This is a genomic window from Sphingobium xenophagum (assembly GCF_002288285.1).
Taxonomy (GTDB): Bacteria; Pseudomonadota; Alphaproteobacteria; order Sphingomonadales; family Sphingomonadaceae; genus Sphingobium; species Sphingobium xenophagum.
Window position 1 is genome coordinate 477,102 of sequence record NZ_CP022745.1, and the last position, 12,785, is coordinate 489,886.

At 64.3% G+C, this 12,785-nt stretch carries 12 protein-coding genes and 1 pseudogene; 12 read left to right on the forward strand and 1 reads right to left on the reverse strand.

Annotation, left to right across the window (positions count from 1 at the left end; all coding sequences use genetic code 11):
* The first annotated feature begins 104 nt into the window (after nt 1-104).
* From CJD35_RS02350 to CJD35_RS02405, 12 genes and pseudogenes are all read left to right on the forward strand, one after another.
* The gene (locus tag CJD35_RS02350; protein ID WP_037513987.1) at nt 105-2,810 is read left to right on the forward strand and encodes an Rne/Rng family ribonuclease; all 2,706 of its coding nucleotides are present in this window, start codon (nt 105-107) and stop codon (nt 2,808-2,810) included.
* A gap of 128 nt (nt 2,811-2,938) precedes the next feature.
* Nucleotides 2,939-4,287: pseudogene (locus CJD35_RS02355) on the forward strand (M48 family metalloprotease).
* Between the two features lies 1 nt (nt 4,288).
* Nucleotides 4,289-5,056 (forward strand): DsbA family protein, encoded by a 768-nt coding sequence (locus CJD35_RS02360; protein ID WP_017181457.1) that lies wholly within the window; start codon nt 4,289-4,291, stop codon nt 5,054-5,056.
* A gap of 272 nt (nt 5,057-5,328) precedes the next feature.
* Nucleotides 5,329-5,463, forward strand: a complete 135-nt coding sequence (gene rpmH, locus CJD35_RS02365; RefSeq protein WP_006959075.1) for a 50S ribosomal protein L34 — start codon at nt 5,329-5,331, stop codon at nt 5,461-5,463.
* Nucleotides 5,464-5,495: 32 nt separating this feature from the next.
* The gene (gene rnpA, locus CJD35_RS02370) at nt 5,496-5,891 is read left to right on the forward strand and encodes a ribonuclease P protein component (protein ID WP_017181458.1); all 396 of its coding nucleotides are present in this window, start codon (nt 5,496-5,498) and stop codon (nt 5,889-5,891) included.
* A complete protein-coding gene (yidD, locus tag CJD35_RS02375; protein WP_017181459.1) occupies nt 5,888-6,100 on the forward strand; it encodes a membrane protein insertion efficiency factor YidD in 213 nt (70 codons plus the stop codon). The genes rnpA and yidD overlap by 4 nt, the downstream gene beginning before the upstream one ends.
* A 30-nt stretch (nt 6,101-6,130) precedes the next feature.
* On the forward strand, nt 6,131-7,834 hold the full coding sequence (yidC, locus tag CJD35_RS02380; protein ID WP_017181460.1) for a membrane protein insertase YidC: 1,704 nt from the start codon (nt 6,131-6,133) through the stop codon (nt 7,832-7,834).
* A 144-nt stretch (nt 7,835-7,978) separates the two neighbouring features.
* Nucleotides 7,979-8,617, forward strand: a complete 639-nt coding sequence (yihA, locus tag CJD35_RS02385; RefSeq protein WP_017181461.1) for a ribosome biogenesis GTP-binding protein YihA/YsxC — start codon at nt 7,979-7,981, stop codon at nt 8,615-8,617.
* Nucleotides 8,618-8,677: 60 nt separating this feature from the next.
* The gene (locus CJD35_RS02390; RefSeq protein WP_026002101.1) at nt 8,678-8,980 is read left to right on the forward strand and encodes an alkylphosphonate utilization protein; all 303 of its coding nucleotides are present in this window, start codon (nt 8,678-8,680) and stop codon (nt 8,978-8,980) included.
* The gene (locus CJD35_RS02395; protein WP_017181463.1) at nt 8,977-9,381 is read left to right on the forward strand and encodes a DoxX family protein; all 405 of its coding nucleotides are present in this window, start codon (nt 8,977-8,979) and stop codon (nt 9,379-9,381) included. Before CJD35_RS02390 ends, CJD35_RS02395 begins: the two co-directional genes overlap by 4 nt.
* Before the next feature lie 69 nt (nt 9,382-9,450).
* Nucleotides 9,451-11,499: a carbon starvation CstA family protein gene (locus CJD35_RS02400; RefSeq protein ID WP_026002102.1), complete on the forward strand. Its 2,049-nt coding sequence runs from the start codon at nt 9,451-9,453 to the stop codon at nt 11,497-11,499.
* Nucleotides 11,496-11,681, forward strand: a complete 186-nt coding sequence (locus CJD35_RS02405; RefSeq protein ID WP_017181465.1) for a YbdD/YjiX family protein — start codon at nt 11,496-11,498, stop codon at nt 11,679-11,681. Before CJD35_RS02400 ends, CJD35_RS02405 begins: the two co-directional genes overlap by 4 nt.
* Before the next feature lie 171 nt (nt 11,682-11,852).
* On the opposite strand, the gene CJD35_RS02410 is transcribed toward CJD35_RS02405, so the two are convergent.
* Nucleotides 11,853-12,770 carry an XdhC family protein gene (locus CJD35_RS02410; protein ID WP_017181466.1) on the reverse strand — a complete coding sequence of 306 codons (918 nt, stop codon included), beginning with the start codon at nt 12,768-12,770 and terminating at the stop codon, nt 11,853-11,855.
* Nucleotides 12,771-12,785 lie beyond the last annotated feature (15 nt).

The window sequence follows — 12,785 nt, forward strand, 5'->3', positions numbered from 1 at the left end:
GATGTCGCAACCTGCGCCCCTTTCGGCGCGCACGCGGCCGTCCCTTCACTATCGCGTGGCGGCGCGGCCAAGTGCCGCAGCCCGTCCACGCCGGAGACTATTACATGACAATGCGTATGCTGATCGATGCGCGCCACCGGGAAGAAACCCGTGTCGCGGTCGTCAAGGGTAACCGGATCGAGGAATTCGACTTCGAGTCCGCTGAGCACAAGCAGCTCAAGGGCAATATCTATCTGGCCAAGGTAACGCGGGTCGAGCCTTCGTTGCAGGCCGCCTTCGTCGATTATGGCGGCAACCGTCACGGCTTCCTCGCTTTCAGCGAAATTCATCCCGACTATTATCAGATCCCGCGTGAGGACCGCGAAGCGCTGTTGCGCGAAGAACGCGCCCATGCCGAGGAAGAGGCTGCGCTGCGCGCCGATCTGGACGATGAGGATGACGAGGACGGCGAAGGCGGCAGCGTCGAAACCGTCGAGGCGACCCATCATCATGATGATGACGATGCGCATGACGAGCAGGAGAGCGGCGAACAGGCCGAAGGCGAAGGCGGGCGCGGCAATGGTCGCGGGCGTGGCCGTAGCCGGGGTGGCGACGATGCCGCCGACGAACTGCGCCGCAAGCGGATGGCGCTGCGCCGCCGCTACAAGATTCAGGACGTCATCAAGCGCCGCCAGGTGCTGCTGGTCCAGGTCGTCAAGGAAGAGCGCGGCAACAAGGGCGCGGCGCTGACCAGCTATTTGTCGCTGGCCGGTCGTTACTGCGTGCTGATGCCCAACACGTCGCACGGCGGCGGCATTTCGCGCAAGATCAGCAATGCGGCGGACCGCAAGCGGTTGAAGTCGATCATCGCCGACATGGCGCTGCCTTCGTCGATGGGCTGCATCGTGCGGACTGCCGGCCTTCAGCGCACCAAGGTCGAGATCAAGCGCGACTTCGACTATCTCGCCCGCCTGTGGGACGAAATTCGCGAAAATACGATGAAGTCGGCCGCCCCGGCGCTGATCCACAATGACAGCGACCTGATCAAGCGGGCGATCCGCGATATCTACAACAAGGATATTGAGGAAGTCATTGTCGAGGGCGAGCATGGTTACAAGGCCGCCAAGGACTTCATGCGCCTGCTGATGCCCAGCCATGCGCGCAAGGTGAAGGGCTATGCCGACCCGGTATCGCTGTTCCAGCGCGCCGGTGTCGAGGATCAGCTGGCCGCCATGTACAACCCGGTCGTGCAGCTGAAATCGGGCGGCTATCTGGTGATCAACCCGACGGAGGCTCTGGTGTCGATCGACATCAACTCCGGCCGGTCGACCCGCGAGCATGGCATCGAGCAGACCGCCGTTGCGACCAATCTGGAAGCGGCGCGCGAGATTGCGCGTCAGTTGCGCCTGCGGGACATGGCTGGTCTGGTCGTCATCGACTTCATCGACATGGAGATGAACTCCAACATCCGCAAGGTCGAGAAGGCGATGAAGGAAGCGCTGAAGGACGATCGCGCGCGCATTCAGGTCGGCCGGATTTCGGGCTTTGGCCTGATGGAAATGAGCCGCCAGCGCCTGCGCACCGGCGTGCTGGAAGCATCGACCCGCCAGTGCCCGCATTGCGAAGGCACCGGCCTGGTCCGCACCGCATCGTCGGCGGGCCTGTCTGCGCTGCGCATGCTGGAAGAGGAAGCGGCGCGGGGTCGCGGCAGCATCATCACGCTGCGCGCCAGCCAGGAAGCCGCCTTCTACGTCCTCAACAACAAACGTCGCGAACTGGACGAGATCGAGCAGCGCTACGGCGTCAGCATCATCGTCCTGCCCGATGGCGAGGTGGAGGGCGCACGCATGTCGGTCGAGCCGAGCGGCCCGCGCCCCGAACGCGTCGTGACCTATGCACCGATGGATCAGGATGACGACGAACTCGACCTGATCGAGGAAGAAGAGGAAGAAGAAGAGCCGCAAGCCGAGGAAGAGGAAGAGGCCGCCTCTGAGCGCGACCGTTCCGAGCGGGGTGACCGGGGCGAGGATCGCGATGGCAACCGCCGTCGCCGTCGCCGCCGTCGCCGCCGTGGCGGCCAGCGCGATGAAAATCGCGTCGAGGGCGAAGCTGCGGACGATGCCGGTGAGGCACAGGAGGCGGGCGCCGATGAAGCGGACGAGGATAGCGATGGCGAGGCGGAAGCCGCCGTCACTCCCGTCGAAGCCGAGGAAGAAGGCGCTGCCCGTCGTCGTGGCCGCCGTGGTCGCCGTGGCGGTCGCCGTCGTCGTGAAGGCGGTGAAGCTGCAACCGATGCGAACGCGGAAACTGCCGAGGCGGTGACCGAGGACGCGCCTGTCGCCGAAGACGCCGTGGCCCAAGAGGCTGCGGTCGAGGAAGCGCCCGCCGAGGAAGCGCCCAAGACCCGTCGTCGTCCCCGCGCCCGCAAGCCCAAGGCCGACAGCGCGCCCGCAACCGAAGCCGTCGCCGAGGAAGCGCCCGCCGAGGTTGCAGCCGAAGCCCCGGTAGAGGTCGTCGCCGAGAAGGCGCCAGCCAAGCCCCGCCGTGGTCGTCGCACCAAGGCGCAGATCGAGGCTGATGCCGCTGCGGCGGAAGCGGCCGCGGCCCAGGCGCCGGTTGCCGAAGAAGCCCCTGCCAAGCCCAAGCGCACCCGTCGCAAGAAGGCCGATGTCGCAGCGGAAGCCGAAGCAGCCGCGCCTGCCGTCGAGGCACCGGCTCCGGCCGAGGAAGCGCCTGCCGCCGAGCCTGTCGCGGCGGAGAGCGAATCCGAAGGCGTCAATGACGATGGCACGCCGCGTCGCGGCTGGTGGCAGCGTACGTTCGGCCAATAAAAGCCGGATCGCTCGCCCATGAACAAGCGCCGCTGCTTATCCGGTCATGCCCGGTCGGCAGCGGCGTTTTTCGTTTGGCGCGCCGCTTCACCGGCGGTTCATGGCCTGCATGGCATGGGCGGCGCGTGATGGTCCGATTGATCCGATGGCTTGCCCTTCTGCTGGGCGTGTTCATGCTGATGGCGCGCCCGGCGCTGGCGCAGAGCATCTTGCGCGATGCCGAGACCGAGGCGTTCATGGCCGACATGTCCGCGCCGCTCGTCAAGGCGGCGGGCATGGCCCCGCGCAATGTCCAGGTGCTGGTCATCAACGATCCCGAAATCAACGCCTTCGTCGCTGGCGGCCAATATGTGTGGGTGCATAGCGGGCTGATCGCGCAGGCCGACAATGTGAACCAGTTGCAGGGCGTGGTAGCGCATGAACTGGGCCATATAGAGGGCGGCCATATCGTCCGCTTTGGCGAAGGGATTCGCGAAGCGACCGGCGTGACTTTGCTCAGCCTGGTGCTGGGGCCGCCGCCATCGCGGCGGGCGGCGCGGAAGCGGGCATGGGGATTATGGGCCTCGGCCAGCAGGCGGCGATGTCCAAATTCCTGGCTTTTTCGCGCGGTCAGGAAAGCTCCGCCGATCTGGCGGGCGCGCGCTATCTGAGCACGGCGGGCATCAGTGGCCGGGGAAGCCTGGAATTTTTCAAGAAGCTGCAAAATCAGGAATATCGCCTCGCGATACCGCAGGATAACAGCTATGGCCGCACCCATCCTCTGTCAGGGGAACGCATCAATGTGCTGCGCGAGGTCTATACGGTCGATCCGGCGTGGGACAAGCCGGTCGACAAGGCGCTGGAGGCGCGGTTCGAGCGGATCAAGGCCAAGCTGGTCGGCTTCGTGTCGGAACCCGCCCAGACCCTGATCAAATATCCCGAAAGCGACCAGTCGATCCCGGCGCATTATGCCAGGGCCTATGCCTGGCACAAAAGCGCCTATCCGCAACGCGCGCTCCATGAAGCCGACGCACTGCTGGCGGCGATGCCGGACGATCCCTATTTTCTGGAGCTCAAAGGCCAGATATTGCTGGAAAGCGGCCGCCCCAAGGACGCGATTGCACCGCTGCGCGAAGCGGTGCGGCTGACCAACCAGCCGCTGATTTCCGTGCTGCTGGCCCATGCGCTGATCGCGACCGAGGATGAGGCGAATTTTGCCGAGGCCGAGCAGGTTTTGCGCCTGGCAGTGGCGCGCGACCGGGAAAATCCCTTCGCCTGGTATCAGTTGGGCGTCGTCTATGAACGGCGGGGCGATACGCCACGCGCGGCGCTGGCGACGGCGGAGCGATACGCGATGATGGGCCAGCATCCGATGGCGCTGCGCAGTGCGGACGCGGCGATGCAGGGGTTGAAGCCGGGCACAGTTGACTATCTGCGGGCGCAGGATATCGCGATGGTATCGCGCGCCGCGATCGAGCAGCAGCGGAAGAAACGATAAAATGACGCAGCACAACCGGCCGACATTCCGCGCGGCCCTTTCCAACAGGATGATCCAGATGACCCTTGGCGCTTTCGCCTTTATCGCGGCAGCCGCCGGGATCGCTCTGGCCGTGCAGGCCCCCGCCGCCGTGACCACCACGGACAAGAGCGCGATCGAAAAGATCGTTCATGACTATATATTGGAGCATCCCGAAATCATCCCGCAGGCAATCGAGAGATTGCAGGCGAAACGCATGTCCAGCACGATCGCGGACAATCGCATGGCGCTGGAAAAACCCTATGCCGGGGCGTGGGAAGGCGCGGCCAATGCCGATGTCACCGTGGTCGAATTTTTCGACTATGCCTGCGGCTATTGCCGCGCATCGCTGCCGGATCTTGCCAAGCTGGTGGGGTCGGACGCCAAGGTGAAGATCGTCTATCGCGAACTGCCGATCCTGTCGGAAGAAAGCAGCGACGCGGCCAAAGTATCGCTTCTGGCGGCCGAGCGCGGCCAATATATGGCCTATCACAAGGCGCTCTATGGCGCTGGCAAAGTGACGCGCGACACGATCGTCGCGGCGGCGGCGAAGGCCGGCATCAGCAAAGCGGACGCGGAAGCAGCGATGGCGTCGAACAAATATGACGCCGAAATCCAGTCCAACATCGCGCTCGCGCAGAAATTGCAGGCGAGCGGCACGCCGACCTTCGTCATCGGCGACCAGGTGTTGAATGGCGCGGTCGGCTTTGACGCGCTGAAGAGCGGCGTGGCGGCGGCGCGGGGGAAGTAATGGGCCATCCTCCCCTTTAAGGGGAGGTGGATGGCCGTAGGCCAGACGGATGGGTGTCGCGCTATCGAGAGGGTGATACCCCTCCACCACTGGCTACGCCAGCGGTCCCCCTCCCCTTGCAGGGGAGGATTTCGGTTCGGCAAGATCGGGCTTCGCCCCATTGACTTCCCACCCCCATTTGCCTATCGGACGCCCCCTGACCATGCGGCCGCTGCTTTGGCGGCCCTTTTTTGTCACGCCCGATTCTCTAGTTGTTTTTTGAGGAATGAACGATGAAGCGCACTTTTCAGCCGAGCAATCTAGTTCGGAAGCGCCGTCACGGTTATCGCGCCCGCATGGCGACCCCCGGCGGCCGCAACATCATCCGCGCCCGTCGTGCGCGCGGCCGCAAGAGCCTGAGCGCCTGATCGAAGGGCCGCCTTCGGCTGCGCCTGCCATCATGGGCAAGCGGGCCGATTTCCTGGCGGCCAATCGCGGCAAGCGCGCACCCATGCCGGGATTCGTCCTGCTGGTGCGCGACCGCGACGATGGCGATCCGGCGATGCGATTCGGCATCACGGTCACGAAAAAGATTGGCGGCGCCGTCATCCGTAACCGGATGAAGCGCCGCTTTCGCGTTCTCGCACGGGAATTGCTGCCGCTGCATGGCTATGCCGGTGCCGACCATGTGCTGATTGGCCGCGATGGCGGCAAGGAACGTGATTTCGCCTTGCTGCGCACCGAGCTGGAAAAGGCGCTGCGCAAGATTGCGCGCGCGCCGCAGGCCGGTGATGCGCCGTCGCGCCATGGCGTGGGGGCAGGTCATGGCCGGGGCAAAGGCAAGGTCGGCGCATGATGGCCCGCCTGCTCATCCTGATCGCGCGCTTCTGGCAGATCGGCCCTTCGCGCATCCTGCCCCCTTCCTGCCGCTATGCCCCATCCTGTTCGGAATATGCGATCCAGGCCGTGCGCAAATATGGCGCGATCAAGGGTAGCTGGCTGGCAGGGAAGCGGCTAATGCGATGCCACCCATGGGGCGGTTCGGGCTACGACCCGGTCCCCTGACACAGATATAAGACGGCGGAGCCGAACAACGTGGACGACAAGAAGAATATCATTCTGGCGGTGCTGCTGACCGCTGCGATCCTGTTCGGCTGGCCTTATGTGTCCACCTATTTCTTTCCAGCGGCCAATCCACCCGCAACGAAGATCGAAGGTGGCAAGACGACGCCTGTCGCCAACCCGGCAGCGGACCCGGCCGCAGACAGCGTGGCGGCGATTCGCGATCGCGCCGTGGTGCTGAAGGAAAGCCCGCGCATTCCCATCCGCACGCCCAAGCTGGACGGGTCGATCAACCTGAAAGGTGCGCGCATCGATGACATCGTGCTGCCGACCTACAAGGAAACCATCGCCAAGGATTCGCCCGACGTCCGCCTCTATTCGCCCGCCGGTACGCAGGACGCCTATTTCGCCGGCTTCGGATGGCAGGGCGAAGGGCTGAAAACGCCGAACAAGGATACGGTCTGGACCGCGCAGGGCAGCGAACTGACCCCGACCAGCCCCGTTACCCTGACCTGGAATAATGGCGTTGGCCAGACGTTCGAGATTCGCCTGAGCGTCGATGAAAATTACATGATCACCGCCGCGCAGAAAGTGTCGAACAGCGGCGCCGGTACGGTCGGCGTAAAGCCCTATGGCTATATCAGCCGCAGGAGCATTCCCAAGGACCCCGATACCTGGACCATCCATATCGGCCCGATGGGCGTGTTCAACGACGCGGCCAATTATGACGTGAATTACAAGGATCTCGACGAAGGTCCGTCCACCCGCGATTTCCAGTCCAAGGGCGGCTGGATCGGCTTTACCGACAAATATTGGCTGTCGGCGCTGGTGCCTGGCAAGGATGCCGATGTCGCAGCCCAGTTCCGCAAGGGTGCTGGCACCCAATATCAGGCCGACGTCGCGCTTGATTCGACCATGCTGGCGCCCGGCAAGTCGGTCACGCAGACGCTGCGCCTGTTCGTCGGGGCCAAGGAGGTCAAGACGCTCCAGGCCTATGAGCGTGGTGGCGTCAAGCTGTTCGACCGCGCGATCGACTGGGGCTGGTTCTATTGGTTCGAGCAGCCGATTTTTGCCCTGCTGCACTGGCTGTTCGAGACGCTGGGCAATTTCGGCGTGGCGATCATCTGCCTGACCTTCGTGGTCCGCGGCCTGATGTTCCCGGTCGCCCAGCGCCAGTTCGCCAGCATGGCGGCAATGCGCGCGGTGCAGCCCAAGATGAAGGCGCTGCAGGAGAAGTATAAGGACGACAAGCCGCGTCTCCAGCAGGAGATGATGGCGCTGTACAAGACGGAGAAGGTCAACCCGCTGGCCGGGTGCCTGCCCATCTTCATCCAGATTCCGATCTTCTTCGCGCTCTACAAGGTGTTGATGCTGACGATCGAAATGCGGCATCAGCCGTTCGTGCTGTGGATCAAGGATTTGTCCGCGCCCGATCCGCTACATATCCTGAACCTGTTCGGCCTGCTGCCCTTCACCCCGCCATCCTTCCTGGGGATCGGCGTGCTGGCGCTGCTGCTGGGCATCAGCATGTATTTCCAGTTCAAGCTGAACCCCGCGCAGATGGACCCGATGCAGCAGCAGATCTTTTCGATCATGCCGTGGATGATGATGTTCATCATGGCCCCGTTCGCGGCTGGCCTGCTGGTGTACTGGATCACCAACAACTGCCTGTCGATGGCCCAGCAATGGTGGCTGTACCGCCGCCACCCCGTGCTGAGCACGGCAGTCGCGAAGTAAGTATCATCCTCCCCTGCAAGGGGAGGTGGCTGGCCGCAGGCCGGACGGAGGGGTGTCCCCTATCGCGAGGGTGACACCCCTCCACCACGCCCTTCGGGCGCGGTCCCCCTCCCCCTGTGGGGGAGGATTTGAAAGGTGAACGACATGGAATCCCCTGACCTGATCGAGGAAGCGCGCAAGGTCTTTTCCGGGCCGATCACCTTCCTGAAGTCCGCGCCGACGCTGGAATTTCTGCCCGACATGGCGGTCAATGAGGTCGCCTTTGCCGGCCGGTCCAATGTCGGCAAATCATCGCTGCTCAACGCCCTCACTAACCGCAACAATCTGGCGCGGACATCCAATACGCCGGGGCGGACGCAGGAACTGAACTTCTTTGACGTGGGCGATCCGCTGCGCTTCCGCCTGGTCGACATGCCCGGCTATGGCTATGCGAAGGCACCCAAGGATGTGGTGCGCAAATGGAAGTTCCTGGTGAACGACTATCTGCGCGGGCGGGCCGCGCTCAAGCGCGCGCTCGTGCTGATCGACAGCCGCCATGGCATCAAGGAAGTCGATACCGACATGCTGGACATGCTGGACGGCGCGGCGGTGAGCTATCGCATCATCCTGACCAAGGCGGACAAGATCAAGGCGAGCGAACTGGCCGCCGTGACCGAGCAGACCGCGCAAGCGATCCGCAAGCGTCCCGCCGCCCATCCCGACATCATCGCCACGTCCAGCGAGAAGGGCATGGGCATTCCCGAACTGCGCGCGGCGGTGCTGGAAGCCGTGACGATCGGCTGATCGCTGGCGCTTGATGGCGCGAGCGCCTATGGACGGCGCAACGAACAGGAGCGCATGACCATGGCCGACGATGAATATGTCTATGACGAAGCGACCGGCGAATGGATCAGCGCCGCCGATGTGAAGCAGGCCGACAGTGAGCCGAACAGTGTCGAAGTGCGCGATTCGGTCGGCAATCTGCTGGCCGACGGCGATCAGGTGACGTTGATCAAGGATCTGACGGTCAAGGGCGCTGGCCAGACGCTGAAGCGCGGCACGCTGATCAAGTCGATCCGGCTGACGGGCGATGCGCAGGAAATCGACTGCAAGTTTGACGGGATCAAGGGCCTGGTGCTGCGCGCCGAATTTGTCCGCAAGCGGTGAGTGAAAGCCGCCCCCGGCGGATCGCGCGATGGGTGCTGGCGCTGGCCTATCTGGTCGCGGGGATCGCGCATTTGCGGTCGCCCGGCGGCTTCATCGCGATCACGCCGAGTTGGGTGCCCTTCCCCGCCACGGTGATTTTCCTGACGGGACTGGCTGAACTGGCGGGAGCCGCCGGATTGATGGTGCCGGCGTTGCGCAAGGCGGCGGGGATCGGCCTGGCGCTCTATGCGCTGTGCGTCTGGCCTGCCAATATCAACCATGCCGTCCATGATATAGCCATTGGCGGCGTGCATCTGGGCTGGGCCTATCATGCCCCGCGCCTGGCGTTGCAGCCGGTCATCATCTGGTGGGCGCTGTGGGCGGCCCATATCATCGACTGGCCCTTTGCCCGGCGGCATTAGCGAAAGATTGTCTTTCCGGTCCAGCGCCCTACTGTCGTCTTTTCCTGCAGACGAGCGTGAGAGAGCATGATGAACCGGCATCTTCCCTGGATAGCGATGGCCGTGATCGGCGCGGTAGCGCTGAGCGTCGTCGCGGTGTCGCGGGGCGAAGCCGTCAATGCGCTGTGGATCGTCGTCGCGGCGGTCAGCTGCTTTCTGGTCGCCTATCGCTATTATGCGCTGTTCATCGCCAGCAAGGTGATGCGGCTCGATCCTTCGCGCCCTACCCCGGCGCTGCGCCGCGCCGACGGGCTGGACTATGTCGCGACCGACCGCACGGTCCTGTTCGGTCATCATTTCGCAGCGATTGCGGGCGCGGGACCGCTGGTCGGGCCGGTGCTCGCGGCGCAGATGGGCTATCTGCCCGGCACATTATGGATCATCGTCGGCGTCGTGCTGGCAGGGGCTGTGCAGGATTTCATGATCCTGTTCGTGTCGATGCGCCGCGACGGCAAATCGCTGGGCGAGTTGATCCGCATGGAAATGGGGCAATGGGCCGGGACGATCGCGCTGTTCGGCGCGTTCATGATCATGGTCATCATCCTGGCGGTGCTGGCGCTGATCGTGGTCAAGGCGCTGGCGGAAAGTCCCTGGGGCATGTTCACGGTCGCGGCGACCGTGCCGCTGGCCATGATGATGGGCGCCTATACACGCTGGATCAGGCCGGGGCGGATCGGTGAAGTGTCGCTGCTGGGGCTGGTCGGGCTGCTGGCCGCGATCGTCTATGGCCAGTCGGTGGCAGCGTCGCCCTTCTGGGGGCCGATCTTCACCTTCACGCCGCTGACGCTCTGCTGGATATTGATCGGCTATGGTGCGGTAGCCTCCATATTGCCCGTATGGCTGTTGCTGGCGCCACGCGACTATCTGTCCACCTTCCTCAAGATCGGGGCGATCGCGGCGCTGGCGGTCGGCATCGTCATCATGGCGCCGCCGCTGAAGATGCCGGCGCTGACGCAGTTTGTGGAGGGCGGCGGGCCGGTCTGGTCAGGCGGCCTTTTCCCCTTCCTGTTCATCACCATCGCTTGCGGCGCGGTGTCGGGTTTCCATGCGCTGATTTCCAGCGGCACGACGCCCAAGCTGATCGCCAGCGAAGGGCATGCGCCGATGATCGGCTATGGCGCGATGCTGATGGAAGCCTTTGTGGCAATCATGGCGCTGGTGGGCGCGTCGATCCTGGACCCCGGCATCTATTTCACGATGAACAGCCCGGCCGCGCTGATCGGCACCGACGCCGCCAGCGCGTCCGCCGCCGTGACAGCGATGGGCTTTCCGATCTCGCCCGACCTGATCACCCAGACGGCCAAGGATGTCGGCGAACATAGCATCATCAGCCGCGCGGGCGGCGCGCCGACGCTGGCCGTCGCCATGGCGGAGATATTCAGCCATGTCGTCGGCGGTCCGGCGATGAAGGCCTTTTGGTATCATTTCGCGATATTGTTCGAGGCGCTGTTCATCCTGACCGCCGTGGACGCAGGCACCCGCGCCGGGCGCTTCATGTTGCAGGATCTGATCGCGCTGGCGGCACCGAGCTTCAAGGAAAGCAAGAGCATGGTCCCCGGCATCGTCGCCACCGCGCTGACGGTCGCTGCCTGGGGCTTCTTCCTGTATCAGGGGGTCACCGATCCGCTGGGCGGGGTGAATACGCTCTGGCCGGTGTTCGGCATTTCCAATCAGATGCTGGCCGCCATCGCGCTGATGCTGGGGACGGTGGTGCTGTTCCGCATGAAGCGCGACCGGTTCGCCTGGGTCACGATGATCCCGACCGCCTGGCTGCTGGTCTGCACCCTGTCGGCGGGGTGGCTGAAGCTATTTTCCGCTGACGCCAAGGTCGGCTTTCTGGCCCATGCCGCCAAGTTCAGCGCAGCGGTGCAGGCGGGCGAAGTGCTGGCCCCGGCCAAATCGATGCCGGAAATGCAGCGAATCATCTTCAATGACCGGGTCGATGCGGCGCTGGTCGCGCTGTTCCTGGCGGTGGTGCTGGCGCTGCTGTTCTTCACCATCCGCACCTGCATCGCCGCGCGGCGAATCGCGGCGCCGACGGCGCGCGAAATCCCGGCACAACTGGTGCCTGCGGAATGAGCGGGTTTTTGAGCCTGTTGCGACAGACCGCGCGGCTGATGGTCGGCATGCCCGACTATGACGCCTATCTGCGCCACATGCTGACCCACCATCCCGACCAGCCGGCGATGGACCGGACGCAGTTTTTTCGCGATCGGCAGGAAGCGCGATATGGCGGCAAAAATGGCGGAAAATGCTGCTAGGGCGAGTAATAATACTATTGTAAAATTTCAATATGGGACATAAAGTTACCGTTTGATTATATATTATGATTGATCTGTACGGTCAGCTTGCTAGGGCGCGACGTCCTTTGTGCCCGACAGCTTGAGGGATATGCCCCCTGCCCCATCCCTTGCGGCAGGGGGCATTCTGTTTTAGCGGCGCGCGTTAAAGCCCGCGACCATGCCAGCGGTAATCGACAGCGCGATTTCCGCCGCGCCGATGGCACCGATGTCCAGCCCCGCCGGACCGTCAATGCGCGCCAGATCGCCTGCATCAAAACCCTGCGCCGCCAACCGTTCCAGCCGCGCGGCGTGGCTCTTGCGCGATCCGAGCGCCGCGACATAGCCAGTTGATGCGCGGAGCGCCGCTTCCAGCGCCGGATCGTCAATCTTGATGTCGTGGCTGAGCGTCACAACGGCAGTCGATTCGCCGGGGAAGCGGGCGGTGATGGCTTCGTCGGGCCAGCGATCGTCCAGTTCGACGCCGGGGAAACGCTCGGCCGTCAGGAACCGCCCGCGCGGGTCGATCACCACCGGCGTCACGCCGATCGCCTGCGCCAGCGGCACCAGCGACTGGGCGATCTGGACCGCGCCGACGATCAGCAGGCGGCGGGGCGGGTCATAGCGGTTGAGGAAATCGCCCTCGCCTGCCTGTTCGCGGGTGACCCCGGTCGCAAGGTCGGTCGCCAAAGTCAGCGCCCGGCCCCGCGCGCTGGCGGCCTCGATCCGGTCGAACAGGTCGGGCGCAAAACCGTCTGCGCCCACCGGTTGGATCAGGACCGCGATCTCGCCGCCGCAGGGCAAACCGACGTCCCAGGCATCGCCATCGGCCACGCCATAGGTGGCGACATGGGCGGCGCGCCCGGCAATCACCTCGGCAGCGCGGTGCAGCACATCGCTTTCGACGCAGCCGCCGGAAATGCTGCCTTCAAAGCGGCCATCCTGATGCACGATCATATGGCTGCCGCGCGGGCGCGGCGCGGACCCCCAGGTCGATACCACCGTCGCCAGCGCCAGCTTTGCACCGCGCCATTCGACGCCCTTGCGGATCACCGCGCCATTGTCGTTCAAATCGGGACTCCTTTG

Excerpts from the sequence above, each read along its gene's own strand:
- CJD35_RS02350 (WP_037513987.1), top strand. The coding sequence starts at position 105 with ATGACAATGCGTATGCTGATCGATGCGCGCCACCGGGAAGAAACCCGT.
- CJD35_RS02360 (WP_017181457.1), top strand. The coding sequence starts at position 4,289 with ATGACGCAGCACAACCGGCCGACATTCCGCGCGGCCCTTTCCAACAGG.
- rpmH (WP_006959075.1), top strand. The coding sequence starts at position 5,329 with ATGAAGCGCACTTTTCAGCCGAGCAATCTAGTTCGGAAGCGCCGTCAC.
- rnpA (WP_017181458.1), top strand. The coding sequence starts at position 5,496 with ATGGGCAAGCGGGCCGATTTCCTGGCGGCCAATCGCGGCAAGCGCGCA.
- yidD (WP_017181459.1), top strand. The coding sequence starts at position 5,888 with ATGATGGCCCGCCTGCTCATCCTGATCGCGCGCTTCTGGCAGATCGGC.
- yihA (WP_017181461.1), top strand. The coding sequence starts at position 7,979 with ATGGAATCCCCTGACCTGATCGAGGAAGCGCGCAAGGTCTTTTCCGGG.
- CJD35_RS02390 (WP_026002101.1), top strand. The coding sequence starts at position 8,678 with ATGGCCGACGATGAATATGTCTATGACGAAGCGACCGGCGAATGGATC.
- CJD35_RS02400 (WP_026002102.1), top strand. The coding sequence starts at position 9,451 with ATGAACCGGCATCTTCCCTGGATAGCGATGGCCGTGATCGGCGCGGTA.
- CJD35_RS02405 (WP_017181465.1), top strand. The coding sequence starts at position 11,496 with ATGAGCGGGTTTTTGAGCCTGTTGCGACAGACCGCGCGGCTGATGGTC.